This window comes from Streptomyces sp. NPDC005761, from assembly GCF_040630635.1.
Lineage (GTDB): Bacteria > Actinomycetota > Actinomycetes > Streptomycetales > Streptomycetaceae > Streptomyces.
Window position 1 is genome coordinate 34,910 of sequence record NZ_JBEXXX010000010.1, and the last position, 26,480, is coordinate 61,389.

A 26,480-nucleotide genomic window follows, 5' to 3' on the forward strand; every position below is an offset into this window, starting at 1 on the left:
GGGGCCGGTCCACGGGGCACGGCGGAGCGTCAGCGGATGGGCATCCCGGACAGCGTGCGGGCGATCACCAGGCGCTGGATCTCGCTCGTCCCCTCGAAGATCGTGTAGATCGCGGCGTCGCGGTGCATGCGCTCCACCGGGTACTCACGGGTGAAGCCGTTCCCGCCGAGGATCTGGATGGCCTGAGCGGTGACCTTCTTGGCGGTCTCGCTCGCGTACAGCTTGGACATGGAGCCCTCGGCCGACTCGAACGGCTTGCCTGCGGTCGCCATCCACGAGGCGCGCCAGACCAGCAGGCGGGCCGCGTCGATCTGGGTCCGCATGTCGGCGAGCTGGAAGGCGATGCCCTGGTTGTCGATGATCGGGCGGCCGAACTGGGTCCGGGTCTTCGCGTAGTCCAGCGCGACCTCGTACGCGGCGCGGGCGGTGCCGACCGCCATCGCGCCGACGGCCGGGCGGGACGCCTCGAACGTGGCCATCGCGGCGTTCTTCACGCGCTCGCCGCCGCCGGAAGCGGCGCGCTCGCGGGCTCGGGCGAGCCGCTGGTCGAGCTTCTCCTTGCCGCCGAGCAGGCAGTGGCCGGGCACGCGCACGTCCTCCAGGACGACCTCGGCGGTGTGCGAGGCGCGGATGCCGTGCTTCTTGAACTTCTGGCCCTGCGAGAGGCCGGCCGTGTCCGGCGGCACGATGAACGAGGCGTGCCCCTTGGAGCCGAGCTCGGCGTCGACGACCGCGACCACGACGTGGACGTTGGCGATGCCACCGTTCGTCGCCCACGTCTTGGTGCCGTTGAGCACCCACTCGTCCTTGGCCTGGTCGTACACGGCGCGGGTACGCATCGAGCCGACGTCGGAGCCGGCGTCGGGCTCGGAGGAGCAGAATGCGGCGACCTTCACATCGTTCGCGTCACCGTACATCTGCGGGATCCAGGTGCCGATCTGCTCCTCGGTGCCGTTGGCGAGGACGCCGACGGCCGCAAGGCCCGTACCGACGATCGACAGGGCGATGCCCGCGTCCCCCCAGAACAGCTCCTCCATCGTCATCGGGATGCCGAGACCCGTCGGGTCGAAGAACTGCTGCGCATAGAAGTCGAGGGAGTAGATTCCGATCTTGGCGGCCTCCTGGATGACGGGCCAGGGCGTTTCCTCACGCTCGTCCCACTCCGAAGCTGCCGGACGGATCACGTCTGCGGCGAAGCCGTGAAGCCAGTCACGGACCTGCTTCTGGTCGTCGTTGAGATCGAGCGTGAACTCGGCCATGTTCCCCTCCACGTGCTGCCGTCAAATGTGATCGTTACTTGCGGTAACAACAGTCTGTTACCGGCAAGTAGCCTGTGTCAACCACACAGACGGCGATCCTCCCACCGCTGGGCAGGGTGTTACGTTGCGCAGGCAGGACGGACATGCAGGGTCAGGGGTGGGAGAAACGACATGGAGACCACACGACAGGCCGAGCGACAGCGGAGCGCGGCCGAACGCCGCCGCCGAGAACTGCTCGAGGCCGCCGACCGCGTGGTGCTCAGGGACGGCCCCGGAGCCTCGATGAACGCCATCGCCGCAGAGGCGGGCATCACCAAGCCCATCCTCTACCGTCACTTCGGCGACAAGGGCGGTCTCTACCGCGCCCTCGCCAAGCGGCACACCGACGCACTCCTGAGTGCCCTGCGGGCCGCACTCGACGCCCCCGCCGGCCGCCGCGAGCGCGTCGAGGCGACGCTCGACACGTATCTCGCGGCGATCGAGGCGCGCCCCCAGGTGTACCGCTTCCTGATGCACCCCTCCGACGACGCGGCACCCTCCCCCGAGCAGGGCTTCGACGTCGGGCGGCACTCGGCTCCACTGCTGCGCCGCCTCGGCGAGGAGCTCGCCACGGTGATCGCGGAGCGGGTGGATCTCGGCCCGGGCAGCCAGGAGATGGCCCGGATCTGGGGCCACGGCATCGTCGGCATGATGCATGCCGCCGGGGACTGGTGGCTGGGCGAACGACCCTGTTCGCGCGAGCAGTTGGTGCGGAGTCTGGCCGATCTGCTCTGGGGCAGGCTGGCCGCGGCGGGCGACCGCCCGGGCGGTCCCGGGTTCTGAGCCGCCGACGTCTCAGCCGGTGCGCCCCCAGGGCGCCCGGCGGGCCGCACGCAGCGCGCGAGCCTTGCGCAGTCCGGTCAGCCGGTCCGTGTAGACGGCGCCGTCGAGATGGTCGCATTCGTGCTGGAGGCAACGGGCGAAGAAACCCGTACCGCTGACCCGTACCGGCTCCCCCTCGGCCGTCAGACCCGCCACGACGGCATGGTCGAAGCGCGGCGTGCCGGCCTCGATCCCCGGGAGCGACAGACAGCCCTCGGGACCACGCACCGTGACACCGTCCGCCTCGACGAGCGTGGGGTTGACCACGTGGCCCAGATGGCGGACGTCCTCGTCGTCGGGGCAGTCGTAGACGAAGACGCGCAACGGCACCCCGACCTGGTTGGCGGCGAGGCCGACGCCCTGCGCCTCGTACATCGTGGCGAACATGTCCTCGACCAGCCGGGCGAGGGACGGCCCGAAGTCCGTGACCGGCTCGCACACGGTGTGGAGCACCGGGTCACCGAGCAGGCTCATGGTCCGGACGAGTCCGGAGCTGCCGGGGATGGGGCGGTTTCGCATGACGGTCATCGTACGTTCCGCCGGAACGTCCTTGTCAGGGCGCGGCTGTCCGCTCGATCGCCGTTCCCCACCCGGGCGCAGCCGCCCTCGCACTCCCCGTTCCCGGGCCGCGCAGACGCCCCTGGCCGGCGGCGGGAGCGGGAGCGAAGAGCGCCGGCGCACGATCAGCCCTCCCGGCCCCACCGGACCCGGGAAATGCGCGGGACCGGACTCCTCACCGACAGACCCCCTCTGACCTGTATGTTTGCCAGTTCAGCGCGGTGGTGTCAGTTCGCCCGCCGCGCGTTCCATGGGAACTCCACGGCGCCGACGGTGCCGCCGTGCCTCCGCCGCGCCGGACATCGATAGGCTGGGCGCGGACCGATGCAAGGAGGATCTAGGACGATGGCAGGCAACACGGAGCCGTTGTCGCCGCGGGCCAAGCTGGCCGTGACGGCGGGCAAGGCCGCTGCGGCGGTGTCGCGAGCGGCCGGGCGGGGCAGCGGATCGGTGATCGGCGGCCGGGTGGCGCTCAAGCTCGACCCCGACCTGCTCGGGCGGCTGGCGCAGCACCTGGACGTGATCCTCGTGTCGGCGACGAATGGCAAGACGACCACGACCCGGCTGATCGCCGAGGCGCTGCGGGCCGCGGGCCCGGTCGTGTCGAACGCGCTCGGCGCCAACATGCCCGCGGGCATCACCTCGGCCCTGGCCGGCGGCTCCGACGCGCAGTACGGCGTGATCGAGGTCGACGAGAAGTATCTCGCCGGGGTCGCGCGCGACACGACGCCCAAGGTGATCGCACTGCTCAACCTCTCGCGCGACCAGCTGGACCGGGCCGCGGAGACCCGGATGCTGGCCGAGAAGTGGCGGGAGGGGCTGTCCGGCTCCAAGGCCGTGATCGTCGCCAACGCCGACGACCCGCTGATCGTCTGGGCGGCCTCCTCCTCCCCCAACGTGGTGTGGGTCGCGGCCGGCCAGGCGTGGAAGGACGACGCCTGGTCCTGCCCGTCCTGCGGCGGCGTGATGCAGCGCCCCGGCGACGACTGGTTCTGCGGCGAGTGCGGCTTCCGGCGCCCGCCGCCCAGCTGGGTCCTGCACGGTGACTACGTGCTCGACCCGCACGGCTCGGCGTGGCCGATCCATCTCCAGCTGCCGGGCCGCGCCAACAAGGCCAACGCCACCAGCTCGGCCGCCGTGGCCGCCGTCTTCGGGGTGCCGCCGCAAGTCGCCCTGGAGCGGATGTACCAGGTGCAGGCCGTGGCGGGCCGCTACGACGTGGTCACCTTCCTCGGCCGCGAGCTCCGCCTCCTGCTGGCGAAGAACCCGGCGGGCTGGCTGGAGACGTTCTCTCTGATCGACCCGCCCCCCACCCCGGTGATCCTTTCCGTGAACGCCCGCGGCGCCGACGGTACGGACACCTCGTGGCTGTGGGACGTGGACTACACCCAGCTCGCCGGCCACCCGATCTTCGTGCTCGGTGACCGGAAGCTGGATCTCGCGGTCCGCCTCGAAGTGGCCGGTCTCGACTTCCGGGTCTGCGAGAACCTCGACGAGGCCGTCCAGCAGGCACCGCCCGGACGCATCGAGGTCATCGCCAACTACACCGCCTTCCAGGATCTGCGCCGTCGTGTCGGCAACTGACCCCGGCCCCGGGCCCCTCCGGAGAGGACGAAGCATGAGCAACAACAGCCTGCGGCTGGTGTGGGTCTACCCGGACCTGCTGAGCACCTACGGCGACCAGGGCAACGCCCTCGTGGTGGAGCGCCGGGCCCGTCAGCGCGGTCTCGACGTGTCGCGCGTCGACGTGCGCAGCGACCAGCCGGTCCCCACGTCCGGGGACATCTATCTGATCGGCGGCGGTGAGGACCGGCCCCAGCGGCTCGCGGCGGAGCGGCTCCGCCGCGACGGCGGGCTCAGCCGGGCGGCGTCCAACGGCGCGATCATCTTCTCGGTCTGCGCCGGGTACCAGATCCTCGGCCACGAGTTCGTCAACGACCTCGGTGAGCGAGAGCAGGGTCTCGGGCTGCTCGACGTGGTCTCCACCCGCGGCGAGGGGGCCCGGTGCGTCGGCGACGTGCTCGGGGACATCGACCCGCGTCTCGGGCTGCCGCCGCTGACCGGTTTCGAGAACCACCAGGGCGTCACCCATCTCGGGCCGACGGCACGCCCGTTCGCCCAGGTGCGCTTCGGCCGGGGCAACGGCACGGGCGACGGGACCGAGGGCGCGTACAACGACACCGTCTTCGGCACGTACATGCACGGGCCCGTGATGGCACGCAACCCGCTGATCGCGGATCTGCTGCTGAAGCTGGCACTCGATGTGAACGCCCTGCCGCCCTGCGACGACCGCTGGTACGAGGCACTGCGCGCCGAGCGGATCGCCGCGGCGACACAGCCCGCCTGATGAGGCGTGATTCGCTCAGCTGAGCGGAGTCCAGCAGGCGGACGCCCGGTTCGGTCCCGCCACCCTGCGCCGGTAGGGTGGCGGGGATCCAACCGGACGACGTGGTCCGGTCGTCGGCCCACGTTGCAAAGGTTTCCCGGGCAATGCGAATTGGTGTGCTCACCTCCGGCGGCGACTGCCCCGGCCTCAATGCCGTCATCCGTTCCGTCGTCCACCGTGCTGTGGTCGACCACGGCGACGAGGTCATCGGCTTCCACGACGGGTGGCGGGGCCTCCTCGAGTGCGACTACCGCAAGCTCGACCTGGACGCGGTCGGCGGCATCCTCGCCCGCGGCGGCACGATCCTCGGCTCCTCCCGGGTCCAGCCCGCGCACCTGCGCGGCGGCGTCGAGCAGGCGAAGGGCCATGTCGCGGACCTCGGTCTCGACGCGATCATCCCGATCGGCGGCGAAGGCACGCTGAAGGCGGCCAACCTGCTGTCCGAGGCGGGGCTCCCGATCGTCGGCGTCCCGAAGACGATCGACAACGACATCGCGTCCACGGACGTGACCTTCGGTTTCGACACCGCGGTGGGCGTGGCCACCGAGGCCCTCGACCGACTGAAGACCACCGCCGAGTCCCACCAGCGCGTCATGATCGTCGAGGTCATGGGACGCCACACCGGCTGGATCGCCCTGCACTCCGGCATGGCGGCCGGTGCGCACGCCATCGTCGTCCCCGAGCGCCCCTTCGACATCGACGAGCTGACCGAGCTGGTCGGCCGGCGCTTCTCGGCCGGCAAGAAGTTCGCCATCGTCGTCGTCGCCGAGGGCGCGAAGCCCCGTGAGGGCTCCATGGAGTTCGAGTCGGGCGTCAAGGACATCTACGGGCACGAGCGCTTCGCCGGCGTGGCGACGCAGCTCTCCATCGAGCTGGAGCAGCGCCTGGGCAAGGAGGCGCGCCCGGTCATCCTCGGCCATGTACAGCGCGGCGGCACGCCGACCGCGTACGACCGCGTCCTCGCGACCCGCTTCGGCTGGCACGCGGTGGAGGCCGCACACCGTGGCGAGTTCGGCATGATGACGGCACTGCGCGGCACGGACATCACGATGGTGCCTCTCGCGGACGCCGTGGAGACCCTGAAGACGGTTCCGGCCGAGCGGTACTCCGAAGCCGAGTGCGTGCTCTGAGACACTCCACGACCCGACACCGCCCCCGGCCGCAGCTGCGGCCGGGGGCGGTTCTACTCTGGTCGGGACAACCGGCACGAAACAGGGACGTCCCGACGTTCCCATCGGGAGTGAACAGATGGATCACAGCGGGCACGGCATGAACATGGATCTGCCGCCGTTCACGCTGGGACGCGGGCTCCAGTTCTCCGCGGACCCGTTCTTCCTGATCGGCTGCGTCCTCGCAGTGCTTCTGTACGGGTACGGGGTGCTGCGGCTGCGCCGGCGCGGGGACGGCTGGCCCGTCAGCCGGATCGTCTTCTTCGTCGTCGGGGTGCTGACCATCGCGCTGGTGATGTGCACCCGGCTGAACGACTACGGCATGGTCATGTTCAGCGTGCACATGGTGCAGCACATGGTGATCAGCATGCTGTCGCCGATCCTGCTGCTGCTCGGTGCGCCCGTGACCCTCGCGCTGCGTGCCCTGCCGGTGGCGGGGCGTGGCACGACCGGGCCCCGCGAGCTGCTCCTGATGCTGCTGCACAGCCGCTACATGAAGATCGTCACGCACCCGGCGTTCACCATCCCGCTCTTCATCGCCAGCCTGTACGCCCTGTACTTCACACCTCTCTTCGACTTCCTGATGGGCTCGACGGCCGGGCACCTCGCGATGATGGTGCACTTCCTCGCGGTCGGCCTCGTCTTCTTCTGGCCGATCATGGGCGTCGACCCGGGACCGCACCGCCCGGGCTATGTGATGCGGATGCTGGAGCTGTTCGCCGGCATGCCGTTCCACGCCTTCTTCGGTATCGCGCTGATGATGGCGAGCGAGCCGATGGTGAAGGTCTACGAGAACCCGCCGGCCTCGCTCGGCATCGACGCCCTGTCCGACCAGAACGCCGCCGGTGGCATCGCGTGGGCGTTCAGCGAGATCCCCTCGGTGCTGGTCCTGGTGGCCCTGGTGTTCCAGTGGTACCGCTCGGAACAGCGGACGGCCAAGCGCAGCGACCGTGCCGCGGACCGGGACGGCGACCAGGAGCTCCAGGCGTACAACGCCTATCTCGCCTCGTTGCAGGCGCGCGGACAGTAGCGGTGGAGGGGCCTTCGGGGTGACGATGGCATCATCGGCCGCGCGGCCGATGAGGTCCTGTCCGGGGTTCCCCGTCGTCCGCGCGGAGCGCGGGCGCGACGGCGGTCGGCGCGTGCGATCGGCGTGCGGTGTCGCGGGTCCTGTGGCGGAGCCACCTGTCCCGCGGCACGGTGCGACGGGCGGGCGTGTCGGAGTCGGGGCGCAGACGGGGAACTCCGGACAGGACCTCTAGGAGGGTGCCCGCATGTCCGGTTCCACGAAGGCAATGGGAGTACTCACCGTAGGCACCCTGGTGGCAGTCACCGCGTACACGGTGGCGCTGGGGAGCAACGGCTGGCTCTGGTTCGGATGGGTGGTGCTGGGTCTGGTCACCATGGGAATGGTCGCCACGCGCGAGACCTGAGCCGGACGGAGCAGGGCCGGGCCGGTTCCGTACACCCGGACGGTGCCGGCCCGCCGTTCGCCCCGAGCGCCTGTCGGGGGGCGGGCGGGTGCGCCCCTACTGTTCGGGCCACGGTGCCGCCGGCACGGCGGCCGGGCCCGAGGAGTTCGTGATGGGGAACCGCGCAGGAGCGGCCGCGGCCGCGATCGTGTGCTTGCTGGCCGCCGCACTCGGCGGCTGTTCGGACGACAGCGGGAGCAGCGGCTCGGCTTCGGCCTCCGCGTCGGCAACCGGTACGGCGGCATCCGGGACCGTGGCGACCGCGTCGAGCCCGCTGGGCACGATCCTGGTCGACGGCGAGGGGCGGACGCTCTACCTCTGGGAGGCTGACACCTCCCCCAAGTCGACCTGCGACGGTGACTGCGCGAAGTCCTGGCCGCCCGTGACGGCCACCGGGAAGCCGGTCGCGGGCAAGGGTGCGAAGGCCTCCCTGCTCGGCACCACGACGCGTGACGACGGCCGCGAGGAGATCACCTACAACGGGCACCCGCTGTACCGCTACGCGGGCGACACGAGCGCCGGCGACGTCAACGGGCAGGGATCGAACGGTTTCGGCGCCGCCTGGTACGTGCTGGATCCCGCCGGAAACAAGATCACGAAGGCTGCGCCCTCCCCCTCGTCCTCGTCGCCCGGCGACGGGGGGTACTGACCCGTGTTCGCACTGCTTCCCCTGAGGGCTCGCATCGCCGTGGTGGTCGCGACGACCTGTGCCGCCACCCTGGCCGGCTGCTCCGGCGGTGGGGGCGGCTCCTCGTCGTCGGCCTCCCCCACCCCGCACACGACCTCGCCTTCGAAGGACGGCGCCCTGATCACCATCAAGGACTTCGCATTCCGTCCGGCCACCCTCACCGTCGCCCCGGGTACAAAGGTCACCGTGATCAACAAGGACGCGGTACCCCACACAGTGACGGCCACCGGCGACAAGGTGTTCGACACCGGCAAGGTCGAGTCGGGGCAAACGGTGAGGTTCGAGGCGCCCGCCCGGCCGGGCTCGTATCCGTACATCTGCACCATCCACCCGACGATGAACGGCTCCCTCACGGTGCGCTGAGAGCGCTCTCGGTTGCCCACTGCGAGCCCGGCCCCGGGGTCGCGACGCCGCCCGGAGTACGCCATCGCGTACGCCGGGCGGGGCGCCCCGGGGATCCGCGCACGGCCTGCCCGGCTCGGCGCGTTCGTCACTCTCCGCGCAGCGCCGGTCCATGATCTTCCTGCCGGAGCCACCGGCCGCCGGCTCGGCAGGGGCTGCTCCGCCGGGCACGCCGCCACCGCTCTACGGGAGACTGTCCAGCGGCTTTGCCTCCGGCGCTCAGTCGGCGTCCCACCGCGACACGGGGCCGCCGGGCGCCGTCGCACGGGGCTCGGATCTCGCGTCCCGTCACCCACCGTGCATACCCGGCGACCACGTTCACGGCCCCGTCCGCGGCCGCCCGCACGCAATCGCGAACGCGTCCCGCCCGCCCCGCCCACACCTTCACCCCCGCCCGGGGCAGAGCGTTCACGCACCGTCGGGAACGCGCCCGGCCCAGGGCACCGCCCGCACCTCGCGCAACGGTCGACCCCACCTCCCCCGGCGTCCGTTCGAGGTGTGGCCGAGTTAACGCGCTCGTAAGGCAGTTGTGATTTAAGTCTTGACAGGTGCCCATCACCAGGCCACCTTGGGAGCGCTCCCACAATCAAGACTTGCACACTCCACTCCCCTCCCTTCTCCCCCAACACCGGTTAGCTGCAAGGGCGTTACGGGGCGCAGCCGCGCTCCCCGTGACGTCCCAGCCACCCGGCCGAGGAAGGCGTTTGTCATGAGCTTGGTGAAGCGCTGTAGACGCAGCCGCACCGCAGGGCTCCCGACCGTCCTGGTCGGAGCCCTCGCCCTCGCCACCACCCTGGTGGGCGGACCGGCGAGCGCGTCCCAACAGGGCACATTGCACGAACTCGCCGCCGCCCAGGGCAAGTACTTCGGGTCCGCCACCGACAACCCGGAGCTGCCCGATGCCGCATACGCGGCCACCCTGGGCTCCGAGTTCGGGCAGATCACCCCCGGCAACTCGATGAAGTGGGACACCACCGAGCCGGTGCAGGGCCAGTTCAACTTCGCCAAGGGCGACGTGATCACCGACTTCGCCCAGCAGCACGGCCAGACCGTGCGCGGCCACACCCTCGTCTGGCACAGCCAGCTGCCCGGCTGGGTCGGCGCGCTGCCGTCGGCCCAGGTGGAGGCCGCCATGACGAACCACGTCACCGCGGAGGCCACGCACTACCGCGGGGCGGTCGACGCGTGGGACGTGGTGAACGAGCCGTTCAACGAGGACGGGACCTACCGCACAAGTCCCTTCTACACCGCCATGGGCAGCGACTACATCGCCACCGCACTGCGCGCCGCCCATGCCGCGGACCCGGACGCCGAGCTCTACCTCAACGACTACAACATCGAGGGGCTCGGCGCGAAGAGCGACGCCATGTACGCCCTGGTCAGCGAGCTGCTGGACGAGGGTGTACCGCTCGACGGGGTGGGCATGCAGGCACATCTGGCCGTCCAGTACGGCTTCCCGTACCAGATGCAGGCGAACATGCAGCGGTTCGCCGACCTCGGTCTCGACGTGGCCGTCACCGAACTCGACGTGCGCATGCAACTGCCCGCCGACGCCGCCAAGACGGCCACGCAGTCCTCCTACTACCGGCAGGTGACCGAAGCCTGTCTGGCGGTCCAGCGCTGCGTCGGCATCACCGTCTGGGACTACACGGACAAGTACTCCTGGGTCCCGAGCACCTTCCCCGGCCAGGGCGCGGCGAATCTGTACGACGAGAGCCTGCTGCCGAAGCCCGCCTACTCCGCCGTGCGCACCGCACTGGGCGGCGACGACGGGGGCGGCGAGGGCGGCGAACCCGGCGCGCTCAAGGCGCAGTACCGCAGCAACGACTCCTCCGCCGGTGACAACCAGATCAAGCCGGGTCTCCAACTCGTGAACACCGGCGACACGTCGGTCAGCCTCTCGGACGTGACAGTCCGCTACTGGTTCACTTCCGGCAACGGGGCTACCACGTACGGGACTTGGTGCGACTGGTCCCCGATCGGCTGCTCCACCGTGACCCACCGGGTCGCCGCCGTGAGCACCCCGAAGGCCGGCGCCGACCACTACCTCGAAGTGGGCTTCACCGGCGGCGGTCTGGCGCCTGGCGCCACCACCGGCGAGATCCAGCTACGCCTCAGCAAGTCGGACTGGTCGAACTTCGACGAGTCGGACGACTACAGCCACGGTGCCGGCACGTCGTACACGGACGCCACCAGGATCGGCGTGTACGTCGGTGGCCGGCTGGTCTGGGGCATCGAGCCCTGACCTTCGGCCCCGCCGGCCGCCCATCCCCTTCCGCTCCCCGCCGCACCTCCCCACGCTCCTCCCTGCTCCTTCCCCACGCTCCTCCCCGCTCCTTCCCCACGCTCCTCCCCGCCGCAGCTCTCGCTTCATCCCCCGTCCCCCTTTTTCGTCCCCTCGCTCCCCGACGACACCCGCCAATGGAGGATTTGTGTCGATATCACGTAGAACATTCAGCAGCGCCCTGGGCGGCAGCCTGCTGGCAGCGGGCCTGGTGCAGGGCACCGCCGTCGCCAAGCCCGCGTCCGCCGCCGGCACCGCCGGCCGCGCGGCCGCCGCGGATGACCCCTACACCCAGGCCTTCCTCACCCAGTACGGCAAGATCAAGGCGTCCGCCAACGGCTACTTCAGCCCGGACGGCCTGCCGTACCACTCGGTCGAGACCCTGATGGTGGAGGCTCCCGACCACGGCCACCAGACCACGTCGGAGGCCGTCAGCTTCTGGATGTGGCTGGAGGCCGCGTACGGACGGGTGACCGGTGACTGGGCGCCCTTCAACGCGGCCTGGGCGGTGGCCGAGAAGACCATCATCCCGCAGCACACCGACCAGTCGACCGCCGACTCCTACAACCCGTCCGCCCCCGCCACCTACGCCCCGGAGCACGCGCTTCCCAGCGGCTACCCCTCCGCCCTGAACCCCGCCGTCAAGGTCGGAACCGACCCGCTCGCCACCGAACTCGCCTCGTCCTACGGGACGATGGACGTCTACGGCATGCACTGGCTGATGGACCTGGACAACGTCTACGGCTACGGCAACAAGCCGGGCACGGGCGGCGAGTCGGGGCCGGGCGCCGGGGCCTCCTACATCAACACCTACCAGCGCGGTGCACAGGAGTCGGTGTGGGAGACCGTCCCGCAGCCCACCACCGACCTCTTCAAGTACGGGGGCCCCAACGGGTACCTCGACCTGTTCGTCGATGACGCCAGTTACGCCAAGCAGTGGAAGTACACCAACGCGCCGGACGCCGACGCCCGCGCGGTGCAGGCTGCCTACTGGGCGTACCGCTGGGCCTCCGCCCAGGGTAAGGCGAGCGAGGTCTCGGCCTCGGTCGCGAAGGCCGCCAAGATGGGCGACTACCTCCGCTACGCCATGTTCGACAAGTACTTCAAGCGGGTCGGCGACTGCACCGACCCCGCCTCCTGCCCGGCCGCGACGGGCCGGGACTCGCAGCACTACCTCCTGTCCTGGTACTACGCCTGGGGCGGAGCGGCGGCGGGCAGCGGCGGCGGCTGGGCCTGGCGCATCGGCGACGGCGCCTCCCACCAGGGCTACCAGAACCCGCTGGCGGCCTGGGCCCTGTCCAACGTGCCGGCGCTGACCCCCAAGTCCGCCACGGCCAGGGGCGACTGGTCCAAGAGCCTGACCCGGCAGCTGGAGTTCCTGACCTGGCTGCAGTCGAGCGAGGGCGCCTTCGCGGGCGGGTGCACCAACAGCTGGGACGGCAGCTACAGCAAGCCGCCGGCCGGCACACCCACCTTCTACGGGATGGCCTACGACTGGCAGCCGGTCTACCACGACCCGCCGAGCAACAACTGGTTCGGTTTCCAGGCCTGGGGCATGGAGCGGCTCGCCGCGTACTACCACGAGACGGGCAACGCGGCCGCCGAGGCGGTGCTGTCCAAGTGGGTCGCCTGGGCCTCGTCCGAGACGACGGTGGGTGCCGACGGCAGCTTCCGCTTCCCCTCCACGCTCAACTGGACGGGGCAGCCGGACACCTGGAACGCCGCTTCCCCCGGGGCCAACGCGGGTCTGCACGTCACGGTCGTGGACTACGCCAACGACGTCGGTGTGGGCGCCGCGTACGTCAAGACGCTCATCTACTACGCCGCCAAGTCGGGTGACGAGGACGCGGCGGCGCTGGCCAAGGCGCTGCTGGACGCGATGTCGCTGAACGCCACGGACAAGGGCATCTCCGTGCCGGAGACCAGGAAGGACTACAACCGCTTCAACGACGAGGTGTACATCCCGGCCGGCTGGTCGGGCACGATGCCGAACGGCGACACGATCGAGCCGGGTTCGACCTTCATCGACATCCGCAGCTGGTACAAGGACGACCCGGACTGGCCGAAGGTGCAGGCCTACCTCGACGGCGGCGCGGCCCCCACCTTCACGTACCACCGCTTCTGGGCGCAGGCCGCGCTCGCACTGGCCTTCGCGATCTACGCGGAGCTGCTGGTGGAGGGCGGCGGCGAGCCGGGCGGGGACACCGAGCCGCCGACGGCTCCGGCCGGTCTGACCGTGACGGCGACGACGAGCAACAGCGTGTCGCTCTCCTGGTCGGCCTCCACCGACAACGTCGCCGTGACCGGCTACGACGTGTACCGCAACGGGGTGCTGGCGGGGAACGCCACCACCCGGACGTTCACCGACACGGGCCTCGCCGCGGTGACCCAGTACAGCTACACGGTGGCGGCACGGGACGCCGGCGGCAACACCTCGGCGCTGTCGGCCGCGGTCACCGCCACCACGAAGACGGGCGGCTCGACGGGGACCGGCGCGGTGAAGGTCCAGTACAAGAACACCGACTCCTCCGCCACCGACAACCAGATCAGGCTCGGTCTGCAGATACTGAACACGGGAAGCGCCCCGATCGACCTGTCGACGGTCAAGCTGCGTTACTGGTTCACCGCCGACGGGGGGCCGAGCACCTTCGGTACGTACTGCGACTACGCCGCGCTCGGCTCGTCCAACATCACGCACTCCGTGGTCGCCGTCTCCAGCCCGAAGACGGGTGCGGACCGCTATCTCGAGGTCGGATTCACCGGCGGTGCCGGCACGCTGGCCGCGGGCGCGTCGACGGGTGAGCTCCAGCTGCGGCTCAACAAGAGCGACTGGTCCAACTTCAACGAAGCCAACGACTACAGCCGGGCCACCAACACCGCGTACGCCGACAGCTCCAAGGTCGGGGCCTACGTCGCCGGGGCCCTCGCCTGGGGGGTCGAGCCGTGACCGGTGAGAGGTTCCCGGCGCTGGCGGGGGCGGCCGCCGCCCTCGTGCTCGCCGCCGCGTCGATGCTCACCGGCGCCCCCGCCGCATCGGCGGCGCCGGTCACCGACTGCACCCAGTGGGGCACCACCGAGCTGCAGGGCGGGGAGTACCTCTACCAGCAGAACGAGTGGAACTCCGAGGCCGAACAGTGCGTCAGTGTCGACCCGGACACGGGAGCCTGGAGCGTCACCAAGTCCTCGTTCTCCCTGCCGACGAACGGTGCCCCGGCGACGTACCCCTCCAGTTACAAGGGCTGTCACTGGGGGGCGTGCACGACGGACAGCGGGCTGCCGCTGCGGGTGGACGAGCTGGGCAGCGTACGCACCGACTGGTCGACCACCCAGGTCGGCTCCGGCGCGTACAACGTGTCGATGGACATCTGGTTCAACTCGGCGCCGGTCACCGACGACCAGCCTGACGGCACCGAGGTGATGATCTGGATGAACCACCGCGGCGGAGTCCAGCCGATCGGGTCACGCACCGCGACGGTGCAGCTCGACGGCCGGAACTGGGACGTGTGGACCGGTCCCGGTGCCTCGGGCTGGAAGGTGATCTCGTACGTCCTGCAGGGCGGCGCAACCGAGCTCGCCGACTTCGATGTGAAGGACCTGATCGACGACGGTGTGGGCCGCGGCTCGATCAACCCGGCGCATTACCTCATCGACGCCGAGGCCGGGTTCGAGATCTGGCAGGGCGGTCAGGGGCTCGGGATGAACGGGTTCTCCTTCGAGGCGAGCACGGAGTCCGGTGGCGGCGGGGACGACACCCAGGCGCCTTCGGTACCGGCCGGCGTGGCCGTGACCGGGACGACCGACACTTCGGTCTCCCTGTCCTGGAACCCGGCGACGGACGACACCGGGGTCAGCGGCTACGACGTCTACCGCGACGGGGTGAAGGCGGGCTCCACCGCATCCGCCTCCTTCACGGACACGTCTCTCGCCGCTTCGTCCACGCACAGCTACACCGTGCGGGCCAGGGACGCGGCCGGGAACACCTCCGCGGCCTCCGCGGCGGTCAGCGCCACCACCGCGCCAGGAGGCGGCGGAAGCACCGGCGCGCTCAAGGTGCAGTACAAGAACAACGACGCATCGCCCGGCGACAACCAGATCAGGCCCGGCCTCCGGCTGGTCAACACCGGCACGACGGCGGTGGACCTGAGCAAGGTCACCCTGCGCTACTGGTTCAGCGGCGAGGCCGGCTCGGCCTCGTACGGCACCTCGTGCGACTACGCGGTGATCGGCTGCGGAACGGTCACCCACCGCGTGGTGCCGGCCGGTTCGGCGAGGCCGGGAGCGGACCACTACCTGGAGGCCGGCTTCACGGGCGGCACCCTGGCCCCCGGTGCCTCCACCGGAGAGATGCAGCTCCGGTTCAACAAGGCCGACTGGTCCTCCTTCGACGAGACCGACGACTACAGCAGGGCCGCCAACACGGCCTTCGCCGACGCCTCGAAGGTCGGGGTGTACGTCAACGGCACCCTGTCCGCGGGCACCGCCCCGTGACCGGCGGCTGAACGGCAGCCGGTCACCCACCCACTCCCGATGGCGGGCTTTCCACTCACCCCGCTGTGCCCGCCATCGGGGAACCACCCCCGTCCTCACGGACGCACCACGGCTCGCCGTCCACGCCGGCGGCGGCCCGAGGGGGCCCCGGCCCCCGGCAACACCCCCACAACCCGTCTGCGGGGAGCTTCCGCAGGCGTACGAGAGGAGCACGGAGCCGCAATGAGTAGCAGAGGCACGATCATGCAAGGGCTGAACCGGAGGCTGGCCGCAGTCTCCGCCCTGGCCATGGGCGCAGCGCTGATGGTGGCCATACCCACCCCCGCGTCGGCAGCCGCGCGGGTCGACAACCCCTACGTGGGCGCCACGGCATATGTGAACCCCGACTGGTCCGCCAAGGCGGCGGCCGAACCGGGTGGCGCCGCGATCGCCGACACGCCGGCCTTCGTCTGGATGGACCGCATCGCGGCCATCGGTGGCTCGGCCTCCGCGATGAGCCTGCGCGAGCACCTCGACACCGCTCTGGACCAGGGAGCGAACCTGTTCCAGGTCGTCATCTACGACCTGCCGGGACGCGACTGTGCCGCACTGGCGTCCAACGGTGAGCTCGGTCCCACGGAGCTCGACCGCTACAAGAACGAGTACATCGATCCGATTTCCGAGATCCTTGCCGACCCGGCGTACGCGAGCCTGCGCATCGTCACCATCATCGAGCCGGACTCGCTGCCCAACATCGTCACCAACGCGGGCGGCACCGCCGGTTCCACGGACGCCTGCGCGGTGATGAAGGCGAACGGGAACTACGAGAAGGGTGTCGGCTACGCCCTGCACACCCTCGGCGCCATTCCCAACGTCTACAACTACATCGACGCCGCCCACCACGGATGGCTCGGCTGGGACAGCAACATGGGTCCGGCCGCCACGGAGTTCAAGAAGGCCGCCACCTCCGAAGGCGCCACGGTCAACGACGTGGCCGGCTTCATCGTGAACACGGCCAACTACTCGGCTCTCAAGGAGCCGAACTTCAAGATCACCGACTCGGTGAACGGCACCACGGTGCGCCAGTCGAAGTGGGTCGACTGGAACTACTACACCGATGAACTGACGTTCGCCCAGGCGCTGCGCACCCTGCTGGTGTCCCAGGGCTTCAACTCCAACATCGGCATGCTGATCGACACGGCCCGCAACGGCTGGGGCGGCTCCGCGCGGCCCACCTCCGCAGGCCCGCTGACCAGTGTGGACGCCTACGTGAACGGCGGCCGGGTCGACCGTCGGATCCATGCCGGGAACTGGTGCAACCAGAGCGGCGCCGGCATCGGCGAGCGTCCCACCGCAGCCCCCGAGGCCGGAATCGACGCGTACGTGTGGGCCAAGCCCCCGGGCGAGTCGGACGGCAACAGCGCCCCCGTCGAGAACGACGAGGGCAAGGGTTTCGACCGGATGTGCGACCCGACGTACGAGGGCAACGGCCGTAACGGCAACAGCATGACGGGCGCGCTGGCGAACTCCCCGCTCGCGGGTCACTGGTTCTCCGCGCAGTTCCAGGAGCTCGTGCGCAACGCCTACCCGCCGATCGACGGCGGCGGCAACCCCGGCGGCGGCAACGACACCCAGGCGCCGACCGCGCCGACCGGTGTGACCTCGACGGCCAAGACGAGCAGCAGCGTCTCGCTGTCCTGGACGGCGTCGACCGACAACACCGCCGTGACCGGCTACGACGTCTTCCGCGGCGGTGTGAAGGTGGGCTCCTCCACCACCACCTCGTACACGGACTCGGGTCTGTCGGCGTCGACGGCCTACAGCTACACGGTCAAGGCCAAGGACGCGGCCGGCAACGTCTCGGCGGCCTCCTCCGCCCTGTCCGTCACCACGTCCGCGGGCGGCGGCACCGGAACGGGCTCGCTGAAGGTCCAGTACAAGAACACCGACTCCTCGGCGACCGACAACCAGATCCGGATGGGTCTGCAGCTGGTCAACACCGGCAGCACCGCGGTGGACCTGTCCACGGTCAAGCTTCGCTACTGGTTCACGCCCGAGGCCGGGGCCTCCACCTTCGGCACCTCGTGCGACTGGGCGGTCATCGGCTGCGGCACGCTGACCCACAGCGTGAAGTCCGCCGGTTCGGCAGCCGGTGCCAGCCACTACCTGGAGGTCGGCTTCGGCAGCGGCACCCTGGCGGCGGGCGCCTCCACGGGTGAGATGCAGCTGCGGCTGAACAAGAGCGACTGGTCCAACTTCAACGAGGCGGACGACTACAGCCGTTCGACCGTGACGAGCTACACCGACGCGTCGAAGGTCGGCCTGTACATCACCGGCACGCTCGCCTGGGGCACCGCGCCCTGACTCCGCCGTCCGGTCTCCGTCCCCGTCCTGACACGGTGACGGAGACCGGACCCGGGGTACCCCTACGGACCTGCCCCCTGCCGGAAAGCCGGCAGGGGGCGGTGTCATGTCCGCCTCTCTCGTCGCGAAGACCTGGACCAGGCCCCCGTACCGTCCCCGAACGCGACAGCCCGGAAAGAGCGCCCTCGGCCCGTGACATCGGGCCGGTGGTCCGCACCCGCCGCGTACGACATCACGTCGCGCCGCTCGCAGACGGTTACATGACGCGCCGACCGGCCCTAGGCTGTGCTGGAGAAATCCGCCGACCTGGGAGAACGCCGCCCCGGAGCCGATCCGGCAGAGCTTGGAGCCGCCCGTGTTCTATTACGTGCTCAAGTACGTCGTCCTGGGGCCGCTGCTGCGGCTGTTCTTCCGTCCTGTCATCAAGGGCATGGAGCACATTCCGGCGGACGGTGCGGCGATCATCGCCGGCAACCACCTGTCCTTCTCGGACCACTTCCTGATGCCCGCGATCATCAAGCGACGGATCACCTTCCTGGCGAAGGCGGAGTACTTCACCGGACCCGGCGTGAAGGGACGCCTGACCGCGGCCTTCTTCCACAGCATCGGCCAGATCCCGGTGGACCGGTCGGGCAAGGAAGCGGGGCAGGCGGCGATCCGCGAGGGGCTCGGGGTGCTGAGCAGAGGTGAGCTGCTGGGCATCTACCCGGAGGGCACCCGCTCGCACGACGGGCGGCTGTACAAGGGCAAGGTGGGTGTGGCGGTGATGGCCATCCGGGCACAGGTGCCGGTCGTGCCGTGCGCGATGGTCGGTACGTTCGAGATCCAGCCGCCCGGGAAGGTCGTTCCGCGCATCAAGCAGGTCACCATCCGCTTCGGCGAGCCGCTGGACTTCTCCCGCTACGCGGGTCTGGAGAACGAGAAGGCGGCGATCCGGGCGGTCACGGACGAGATCATGTACGCGATCCTCGGTCTCTCCGGTCAGGAGTACGTCGACGAGTACGCGGCCAAGGTGAAGGCCGCCGAACAGCCCGACAGTGCGGGGAAGTTCCCGAAGCGGCGACGCTGACAGCGGATTCGCGGTCGGTGAACCCCGCTGGTCCGCATGCCTCACGGACCCTGACGTGCGGAGCATGAGCAAGGGACACGCATGGGTGCTGGGAGCGACGGGCCAGATCGGGCGGGCCGCGGTGCGCTCGCTCGTCAAAGACGGATGGGAGGTCACCGCGGCCTCCCGCGGCGGCGGACGCGACGGGAGCTGGGACGCCGGCGTCCGGACGGCGGCACTGGACCGCGACGAGGACGGCGCGCTCGCGGCGGCGATCGGCGGCGGCTGTGACGTGCTCGTGGACATGGCGGCGTACGGGGAGCAGCACGCCCGGCAGCTGACAGCGCTCGCGGGCCGGGTCGGCTCCGCGGTGGTCGTCTCCAGCGGTGCGGTGTACGCGGACGAGCACGGCCGGAGTTTCGATACGCAGGGTGAGCCGGACGGGGCGCCCCGTTACCCGGTGCCGGTTCCGGAGTCGCAGGCCACGGTCGAGCCGGGCGGGGCCACGTACGCGACGCGCAAGGTCCGGCTGGAGCGCGATCTGCTGGCCGCGGGTGACTCGCTGCCGGTCACCCTGCTGCGGGCGGGCGCGGTGCACGGCCCCCACTGCCGCTCGCCCCGGGAGCTCTACTTCGTGAAGCGGGTCCTGGACGGCCGCGCGCGACGGGTGCTGGCGTACGGGGGAAGTTCGCGCTTCCACCCCGTCCACTGTGCCAATGTGGCGGAGCTGATCCGGCTCGCCGCGCTGCGGCCGGGCTCGCGGGTGCTCAACGCCGCCGATCCGCAGGCACCGACGGTCGCGGAGATCGGCGCGGCGGTGGACGCGGTGCTGGGGCACAGCTCGCAGACCGTGCTGATACCGGGCAGCCCGACTCCGCAGGGCGTGGGCGACACGCCCTGGAGCATCCCGCACCCCGTCGTCTACGACATGAGCGCCGCGGAGCGGGAGCTCGGGTACCGGCCGGTGACGGGCTATGCGGAGTCGCTGCCGGAGACGGTCGAGTGGATCGCCGGGCAACTCGCGGGCCGCGACTGGACGGAAGCCTATCCGGAGATGGTGCGGGCCTACGGCATCCAGCTCTTCGACTATGCCGCGGAGGACGCCTGGCTGGCACACCACGACCAGGAGCGGTGAGCCGGAGCGGGGACGGGCCGCCGGTGATGTACCGGCGGCCCGTCCTTCACCCGCGGGTCACGGCATGGGGGTGGCGTGCGGCGTGCACGTCACATCGCGCCGGTCGGTCTTCCCGGTGAGCAGGTAGCTGTCCACCCGCTCGTTGATGCAGGGATTGACCAGCCCGGTGACGCCGTGCGATCCGGCGCCCGCCTCGGTGATGAGGCGCGAGTTCCTGAAGCGCTTGTGCAGTTCGACGGCGCCCTCGTACGGAGTGGCGGCGTCACGCGTGGACTGCACGATCAGGACCGGGGGCAGGCCCTTGCCGGTGCGGACGTTCAGCGGGGTCTGCTGCTTGGCACCCCAGGTCGCGCACGGCAGGTTCATCCAGGCGTTGGCCCAGGTCATGAACGGGTGGTCCTTGTGCAGCCGGGTGTTGTCCCGGTCCCATGTCCGCCAGTCGGTGGGCCACTTGGCGTCGGCGCACTCGACCGCGGTGTACACGGCGTTGCTGTTCTCGGACCGGATGTTGCCCGCCGTGTCCGACAGGTCGGGGGCGGCGGCGTCGAGCAGCGCCTGGGTGTCACCGGCCCGGTAGGCGCTCCAGGTCCGGGCGGTGGGCGCCCAGGCGGAGTCGTAGTACGGCGCGCTCTGGAAGAAGCCGATGAGCTCGGCGGGACCGAGGACGCCACCGATCGGGCTCTTCTTCGCGGCCGCGCGCAGCTTCAGCCACTCCTGCTCGACCTTCTGGGGCGTGTCGCCGATGTGGAAGGCCGCGTCGTTGGCGGCGACCCAGGCCTTCCAGTCGTCCCAGCGCTTCTGGAAGGCGATGTCCTGATTGAGGTTGGCCTGGTACCAGATGTTGTCCTTGGCCGGGTTGACGACGCTGTCGACGACCATGCGGCGGACGTGGGACGGGAAGAGGGTGCCGTAGACCGCGCCCAGGTAGGTGCCGTAGGAGACGCCCAGGTAGTTGAGCTTCTTCTCACCGAGCGCGGCGCGGATGACGTCCAGGTCGCGTGCGGTGTTGGGGGTGGTCATGTGCGGCAGCATGTCGCCGCTGCGTTCGGCGCAGCCGTCCGCGTACTCGGCGGCGAGCTTGCGCTGGGCGCGCTTGTCGGCCTCGGAGTCGGGCACCGGGTCGGCCTTCGGCGCCTTGACGAACTCCTGCGGGTCGATGCACGAGATCGGCGCCGAATGGCCGACGCCGCGGGGGTCGAAGCCGACGAAGTCGTAGGCCTTCGCCGTGTTCGCCCACAGCGGGTTCTTCGTGACGATGCGCTTGGGGAATGCCATACCGGAGCCGCCGGGGCCGCCCGGGTTGTAGATCAGGGCGCCCTGGCGCTCGCTGCTGGTTCCGGTGCTGACGTGCCGGTCGACGGCTATCTTGATCTGCTTGCCGTCGGGCCTCGCGTAGTCGAGCGGGACGGTGACCCATCCGCACTGGATCGGCGCGGAGATGGCCCAGTCGGCCGGGCAGTCCGCCCAGTCGATGCCCGCCCTGGCCGCCCGTGCCGCGGCCAGCTGGACGCCGCGCGCCTCGGAGCCGTTGTGGTGGCGGCCGTCGGCAGTGGCAGCCGGTGCGGCTATCGCCCCCGCTATGAGCGTGCCCGTGATCAGAGCGCCGGCCGAGCCGAACGCTGCTGTGCGTCTCAAGTGGAACCTCCCCCATGGTGAAGCGCCTTTGGGTGCGGCGCAGTTCAGTAGGAACCTCCCGCGGATCCTGTCTCCTGTGAGGCGCCTGAGAACAGATCGCACACACACTTCTTTACCGAATCGATAACCGGACACCGGAGTCCTGCCAGCGGTGTTCAGCCGCTCGCGTGGGGCGTCAGTTCGACCGCTGCCCGGTCGAGCACGGTGCGCAGCTCCCGCGCGTCCGGGGCGAGCGCGGTCACCAGGACAGCGGGGCCCGCGAGCCGGGTGAGCACCGCGGTGGCTCCCAGCAGCCGGGCGTCCGGGCCTTTGTCCGCGAAGCCCGGGTCCACGACGAGTAGTTGTCCGACAGCGCGGTGACCGCCGAGCACGGCCGGGCCGTCCCAGCCGCCGGGCGCGCCCGGCCCGTACCCCATCTGCTGATCGAGGAGCGGGCGTCCGGCGCGGCGGACGGTGAGCCTGCTCAGCAGGGTGCCGGTGATCTCGCCGTGCCGACCGAGGATCTGCTCCTCGCGCAGCATCAGGCGTGCGGTGGGCGCGAGTTCGGCGGTGGTGGTCAGACGGAGTTCGCTGCCGTGTGCCGAGATGAGCTGTTCGGGAAGCCAGTTGAGCTCGGCCCCCTCCTCCACCCGAAGCGTGATGTCGTAGCGGGCCGGCGCCGCTCCGGGCCCGGTCCCGGGCAGGGCGACGGTGGCCGCCGCCGAGTCGACGGTGAGCCGGGTCTCCTGCCCGGCCCGTGCCTCGATGGCGAGCCGGTCACCACCGAGCGGGGCGCTCATCGCGCCCACGACGGTGACGCGTGCGGCCCCGGGGCGGACGGCTCTCGTCCGGCGCAGGGCGAGCGGCCCGTCGCTCTCCAGGACGGGGAGCGTGGTGCGGCCGCGCCCGTCGCGTACGGCGGTGATGCGGGCGGTGGCGTGAACGCTCACGCGGTCCAGGAGGCGAGCTGCCCCCGCACCCAGTCGGCGACCGGGCCGACGCCTTCGCCCGAGGTGAGCGAGGTGAAGGCGACGGGCAGCTCGCCGCGCTGCTGTGCGGCGTCGCGGGCCATCCGGCCGAGGTCGGAACCGACGTACGGCGCCAGGTCGGTCTTGTTGATCACCAGCAGGTCCGACGTGGTGACGCCGGGGCCGCCCTTGCGGGGGATGTCGTCGCCGCCCGCCACGTCGATGATGAAGATCTGCGCGTCCACGAGCCCTTTGGAGAAGGTGGCCGTGAGGTTGTCACCACCGGATTCCACGAGGATGAGGTCGAGCGGGCCCACGGTGTCCTCCAGGTCCTCGACGGCTTCGAGGTTGGCGGAAATGTCGTCGCGGATGGCGGTGTGCGGGCAGGCGCCGGTCTCGACCGCCTGGATCCGCTCGGGCGGCAGCACCGCGTTGCGCAGCAGGAACGCCGCGTCCTCACGGGTGTAGATGTCATTGGTGACGACGGCCAGGGAGAGCTGGTCACGCAGGGTGCGGCAGAGTGCGGCCACGGTCGCGGTCTTCCCTGATCCGACCGGTCCCCCGAGGCCGATGCGCAGCGCGCGCCGGGTGCCGTCGGGGCGTGCGGCGTCGGCGCCGACGGCGGCCGGACCGGAGTGGGCGTGGTCGAGGTGCATGATGTGGCTCCTGTGCGCGTGGGACGGGGTGCGGTTCGGTGCACCGGGGTCATGAGGCGAAGAGCCGGACCGGCCGTCCGGCGTGGGCCTCGGCGGCGATGTCGAGCAACGGTGCCGAAGCGGCGGGCAGTTCGCCGACGGGGCCGGGCGCGGCGGCGGCGGCCCGTTCGGCGACGTGGTCGAGTTCGGGGGCCAGTCGGGCAAGGACGGCGGTGGCGTCGAACGGGTTGAGGGAGAGCAGCCGGACCACGGCAGTGGCCGGTCCGCTGACCGTCTCGTACGCGGCACAGTGTGCGGCGTCCTCGGGTCCGAGTCCCGCCGCGCGCGCGGTCAGGCCGAGTACGACCGGCTGGTGGGCGCCGCGCGGCCGGGCCAGGGCGAGTGCGTCGAGTTCCTCGCCGGGCCAGGTCGCGCGGGCTGCTCGCATGAGCTGCCGGCCCAGCTTGCGGGCGACCGCCCGCAGGGCCGGTGAGGGCGTACGGGCGTCGGCGGCCTCGTCCAGGGCCAGCGGGTCGTGCCCGTGGGCGGCCGCCGCGGCGAGCGCCGCGGCGGTGAGCCCGGTCGTGTGCAGACGGCCACGGCAGAAGGCGGCGAGGTCGTCGGCGTTGCGGATGCGTCCGGCCACGACGGCGGCTTCGGCACCGCCGGAGTGGGCATGGCCACCGGCGGGGAACCTGCCGTCGGCCAGCACGAGCAGGGCGGCACGGTGCATCCGGCGTCCGTTCTCAGAAGAGGAAATAGCGCTGAGCCATGGGCAGTTCGGCCGCGGGTGCCGGTTCGACCGGTTCGCCGTCGATCGTGACCGCGAAGCTGTCCGGGTCGACTTCGACCCGGGGCAGCGCGTCGTTCTCCTTCATGTCGGCCTTGGTCAGGCCCCGCGTGCCGGTGATCGGTACGAAGCGTTTGCCGAGTCCGAGCCGTTCCGGCAGTCCGTCCTCGATCGCCGCGCCCGACACGAAGTTGAAGGAGTTGCCGGCCGGGGCCCGGCCGACCGCACCGAACATGGGTCGCGGCAGGACGGGTTGCGGGGTGGGGATGGAGGCGTTGGCGTCGCCCATCTGTGCGTACGCGATCTGGCCGCCCTTGATGACGGTCTGCGGCTTGACGCCGAAGAAGGCCGGCTCCCACAGGACCAGGTCGGCGAGTTTGCCGGTCTCCACGGAGCCGATCTCCCGGTCGAGTCCCTGGGCCACCGCCGGGTTGATGGTGTATTTGGCGACATAGCGACGGACTCGGCGGTTGTCGGCCCGCCCGTCGCCCGGCAACGCGCCGCGGCGCTTCTTCATCACATGGGCGGTCTGCCAGGTGCGCAGGACGACCTCACCGATGCGTCCCATGGCCTGTGAGTCCGAGGAGATGATCGAGATGGCTCCGAGGTCGTGCAGGATGTCCTCGGCCGCGATGGTCGAGGGCCGGATCCGCGACTCCGCGAACGCCAGGTCCTCCGGCACGGCAGGGTTGAGGTGGTGACAGACCATCAGCATGTCGAGGTGTTCCTCGATGGTGTTGACGGTGTGCGGCCGGGTCGGGTTGGTGGAGCTCGGCAGGACGTACGGCTCCGAGACGACACCGATGATGTCGGGGGCGTGCCCGCCGCCCGCACCCTCGGTGTGGTAGGCGTGAATGGTGCGGCCTGCGATGGCGGCCAGCGTGCCGGCGACGAATCCCGCCTCGTTGAGCGTGTCGGTGTGGATGGCGAGCTGGGCCCCCGTCTCCTCGCAGACGCTCAGACAGGCGTCGATGACGGCGGGTGTCGCACCCCAGTCCTCGTGGATCTTGAACCCGAGTGCTCCTCCTCGCAGCTGGGAGTGCATGGCGTCACGGGACATCGTGTTGCCCTTGCCGAGCAGCCCGATGTTGACCGGGTACGCCTCCAGCGCCTCGAACATCCGGGCCAGGTGCCAGGGGCCCGGGGTGACCGTGGTGGCCTTGGTGCCCTCGGCCGGCCCGGTGCCGCCGCCGACCAGGGTCGTGATGCCACTGGAGAGCGCCTGGTCGACGAGGGTCGGCGAGATGAAGTGCACATGGGCGTCGATGGCGCCCGCGGTGAGGAACTTCCCGTTGCCGGAGATGATTTCGGTCTCGGGGCCGATGACGAGGTCCGGATGGACGCCGTCCATCGTGTCCGGGTTCCCCGCCTTGCCGATCCCGGTGATCCGGCCGTCCCGGATGCCGATATCCGCCTTGACGATGCCCCAGTGGTCGATGACGACTGCGCCGGTGATCACGGTGTCCGGTGCGCCTTCGGCACGGGTGGTGCGCGCCTGCCCCATGGACTCACGGATCACCTTGCCGCCGCCGAACACCGCTTCGTCGCCGGCGAGTCCGGGTCCGCCGCAGCGGTCCTCCTCGATCTCCACGAGCAGATCTGTGTCGGCGAGACGGATCCGGTCGCCGGTGGTGGGGCCGAACAGGTCGGCGTACACGGCGCGGTGGAGCTCAGCCATCGAGGGGCCCTCCGGTCTCGCCGCGCAGGCCCGGGACGATGCGCCGTCCGGCCAGGGGTACGAGTTCGATGTCGACGGGGATGCCGGGTTCGAACCGGACGGCGGTGCCGGCGGCGATGTTCAGCCGTAGTCCGCGGGCGGCCGTGCGGTCGAACACGAGACCGGGGTTGGCCTCGGCGAAGTGGTAGTGCGAACCGACCTGGACCGGCCGGTCGGCCGCATTGAGAACGGTGAGGCGGGCGACGGGCCGGCCGGCGTTGAGCTCGACGGGTCCCTCCGCGTACAGGATCTCTCCCGGAATCATCGGCGGCGCCCCGTCAGACGATCGGTTCGTGGACGGTGACGAGCTTGGTGCCGTCGGGGAAGGTCGCCTCGACCTGCACGTCGTGGATCATCTCCGCCACGCCGTCCATGACGTCGTCACGGGTGAGCACCTTGCGGCCGGACGCCATGAGTTCGGAGACCGTACGGCCGTCGCGCGCCCCCTCCAGCAGGTGGGAGGTGATGAGGGCGACGGCCTCGGGGTGATTGAGCCTCAGCCCTCGCGCGCGGCGCCTCTCGGCCACGTCCGCGGCTACGTGAATGAGCAGGCGCTCCTGCTCGTGCGGGGTCAGTTGCACGCGTCCACCTCACAGTTGTCCACCCAGTACCGGCCCTGGGCGCAGCGAGACACTAGCCGCCTTCAACAGCCTGTTGAGGGTC

The 26,480-nt window shown here is 70.6% G+C and carries 22 protein-coding genes and 2 pseudogenes; 15 read left to right on the forward strand and 9 right to left on the reverse strand.

Annotation, left to right across the window (positions count from 1 at the left end; all coding sequences use genetic code 11):
- Positions 1 to 29: 29 nt before the first annotated feature.
- Positions 30 to 1,259 (reverse strand): acyl-CoA dehydrogenase family protein, encoded by a 1,230-nt coding sequence (locus ABZ434_RS12330; protein WP_359134633.1) that lies wholly within the window; start codon positions 1,257 to 1,259, stop codon positions 30 to 32.
- Positions 1,260 to 1,430: 171 nt separating this feature from the next.
- Between ABZ434_RS12330 and ABZ434_RS12335 the strand changes: the two genes are divergently transcribed.
- Entirely contained in the window at positions 1,431 to 2,081 is a 651-nt protein-coding gene (locus tag ABZ434_RS12335) for a TetR family transcriptional regulator (RefSeq protein ID WP_359134635.1), read from the forward strand.
- Positions 2,082 to 2,093: 12 nt separating this feature from the next.
- Here the strand turns inward: ABZ434_RS12335 and def are convergent, their stop codons facing one another.
- A complete protein-coding gene (gene def / locus ABZ434_RS12340) occupies positions 2,094 to 2,639 on the reverse strand; it encodes a peptide deformylase (RefSeq protein WP_359134637.1) in 546 nt (181 codons plus the stop codon).
- A gap of 384 nt (positions 2,640 to 3,023) precedes the next feature.
- Between def and ABZ434_RS12345 the strand changes: the two genes are divergently transcribed.
- The 14 genes and pseudogenes from ABZ434_RS12345 to ABZ434_RS12410 all read left to right on the forward strand — a co-directional run bounded on the left by ABZ434_RS12345 (position 3,024) and on the right by ABZ434_RS12410 (position 20,093).
- A complete protein-coding gene (locus ABZ434_RS12345; protein WP_148015277.1) occupies positions 3,024 to 4,262 on the forward strand; it encodes a MurT ligase domain-containing protein in 1,239 nt (412 codons plus the stop codon).
- A gap of 34 nt (positions 4,263 to 4,296) precedes the next feature.
- On the forward strand, positions 4,297 to 5,025 hold the full coding sequence (locus tag ABZ434_RS12350; RefSeq protein WP_148015276.1) for a glutamine amidotransferase: 729 nt from the start codon (positions 4,297 to 4,299) through the stop codon (positions 5,023 to 5,025).
- 143 nt (positions 5,026 to 5,168) lie between these two features.
- The gene (locus ABZ434_RS12355; RefSeq protein WP_359134639.1) at positions 5,169 to 6,194 is read left to right on the forward strand and encodes a 6-phosphofructokinase; all 1,026 of its coding nucleotides are present in this window, start codon (positions 5,169 to 5,171) and stop codon (positions 6,192 to 6,194) included.
- A gap of 118 nt (positions 6,195 to 6,312) precedes the next feature.
- A complete protein-coding gene (locus ABZ434_RS12360) occupies positions 6,313 to 7,263 on the forward strand; it encodes a cytochrome c oxidase assembly protein (RefSeq protein ID WP_359134641.1) in 951 nt (316 codons plus the stop codon).
- Between the two features lie 244 nt (positions 7,264 to 7,507).
- Positions 7,508 to 7,666: a hypothetical protein gene (locus tag ABZ434_RS12365; protein WP_359134643.1), complete on the forward strand. Its 159-nt coding sequence runs from the start codon at positions 7,508 to 7,510 to the stop codon at positions 7,664 to 7,666.
- A 151-nt stretch (positions 7,667 to 7,817) separates the two neighbouring features.
- Positions 7,818 to 8,354, forward strand: a complete 537-nt coding sequence (locus ABZ434_RS12370; RefSeq protein WP_359134645.1) for a hypothetical protein — start codon at positions 7,818 to 7,820, stop codon at positions 8,352 to 8,354.
- A gap of 3 nt (positions 8,355 to 8,357) precedes the next feature.
- Positions 8,358 to 8,756 (forward strand): cupredoxin domain-containing protein, encoded by a 399-nt coding sequence (locus tag ABZ434_RS12375; RefSeq protein WP_359134647.1) that lies wholly within the window; start codon positions 8,358 to 8,360, stop codon positions 8,754 to 8,756.
- Between the two features lie 748 nt (positions 8,757 to 9,504).
- Positions 9,505 to 11,040: an endo-1,4-beta-xylanase gene (locus ABZ434_RS12380; protein WP_359134649.1), complete on the forward strand. Its 1,536-nt coding sequence runs from the start codon at positions 9,505 to 9,507 to the stop codon at positions 11,038 to 11,040.
- Between the two features lie 232 nt (positions 11,041 to 11,272).
- Complete coding sequence (locus tag ABZ434_RS12385) at positions 11,273 to 14,026, forward strand: glycoside hydrolase family 48 protein (RefSeq protein ID WP_359134925.1); 2,754 nt, start codon at positions 11,273 to 11,275, stop codon at positions 14,024 to 14,026.
- A gap of 62 nt (positions 14,027 to 14,088) precedes the next feature.
- Positions 14,089 to 14,781: pseudogene (locus ABZ434_RS12390) on the forward strand (hypothetical protein); the annotation flags it as partial.
- A 33-nt stretch (positions 14,782 to 14,814) separates the two neighbouring features.
- A pseudogene (locus ABZ434_RS12395) lies at positions 14,815 to 15,567 on the forward strand (cellulose binding domain-containing protein); the annotation flags it as partial.
- 288 nt (positions 15,568 to 15,855) lie between these two features.
- A complete protein-coding gene (locus ABZ434_RS12400; protein WP_359134927.1) occupies positions 15,856 to 17,910 on the forward strand; it encodes a glycoside hydrolase family 6 protein in 2,055 nt (684 codons plus the stop codon).
- A gap of 355 nt (positions 17,911 to 18,265) precedes the next feature.
- Positions 18,266 to 18,979: a lysophospholipid acyltransferase family protein gene (locus tag ABZ434_RS12405; RefSeq protein ID WP_359134651.1), complete on the forward strand. Its 714-nt coding sequence runs from the start codon at positions 18,266 to 18,268 to the stop codon at positions 18,977 to 18,979.
- Between the two features lie 64 nt (positions 18,980 to 19,043).
- A complete protein-coding gene (locus ABZ434_RS12410; RefSeq protein WP_359134653.1) occupies positions 19,044 to 20,093 on the forward strand; it encodes an NAD-dependent epimerase/dehydratase family protein in 1,050 nt (349 codons plus the stop codon).
- A 57-nt stretch (positions 20,094 to 20,150) separates the two neighbouring features.
- Here ABZ434_RS12410 and ABZ434_RS12415 read toward each other — a convergent pair whose 3' ends face one another.
- The 7 genes from ABZ434_RS12415 to ABZ434_RS12445 form a co-directional block, all read right to left on the reverse strand.
- Complete coding sequence (locus ABZ434_RS12415) at positions 20,151 to 21,728, reverse strand: alpha/beta hydrolase (RefSeq protein ID WP_359134655.1); 1,578 nt, start codon at positions 21,726 to 21,728, stop codon at positions 20,151 to 20,153.
- Positions 21,729 to 21,883: 155 nt separating this feature from the next.
- Positions 21,884 to 22,657, reverse strand: coding sequence for an urease accessory protein UreD (locus ABZ434_RS12420; RefSeq protein ID WP_359134658.1), 774 nt, complete (start codon positions 22,655 to 22,657; stop codon positions 21,884 to 21,886).
- Positions 22,654 to 23,331 (reverse strand): urease accessory protein UreG, encoded by a 678-nt coding sequence (gene ureG, locus ABZ434_RS12425; RefSeq protein ID WP_359134660.1) that lies wholly within the window; start codon positions 23,329 to 23,331, stop codon positions 22,654 to 22,656. Before ureG ends, ABZ434_RS12420 begins: the two co-directional genes overlap by 4 nt.
- 49 nt (positions 23,332 to 23,380) lie before the next feature.
- The gene (locus tag ABZ434_RS12430) at positions 23,381 to 24,043 is read right to left on the reverse strand and encodes an urease accessory UreF family protein (protein WP_359134662.1); all 663 of its coding nucleotides are present in this window, start codon (positions 24,041 to 24,043) and stop codon (positions 23,381 to 23,383) included.
- 13 nt (positions 24,044 to 24,056) lie between these two features.
- Positions 24,057 to 25,778: an urease subunit alpha gene (locus tag ABZ434_RS12435; protein ID WP_359134664.1), complete on the reverse strand. Its 1,722-nt coding sequence runs from the start codon at positions 25,776 to 25,778 to the stop codon at positions 24,057 to 24,059.
- A complete protein-coding gene (locus tag ABZ434_RS12440) occupies positions 25,771 to 26,082 on the reverse strand; it encodes an urease subunit beta (RefSeq protein ID WP_359134666.1) in 312 nt (103 codons plus the stop codon). The genes ABZ434_RS12435 and ABZ434_RS12440 overlap by 8 nt, the downstream gene beginning before the upstream one ends.
- A gap of 13 nt (positions 26,083 to 26,095) precedes the next feature.
- On the reverse strand, positions 26,096 to 26,398 hold the full coding sequence (locus ABZ434_RS12445) for an urease subunit gamma (protein ID WP_359134668.1): 303 nt from the start codon (positions 26,396 to 26,398) through the stop codon (positions 26,096 to 26,098).
- Positions 26,399 to 26,480: the final 82 nt, after the last annotated feature.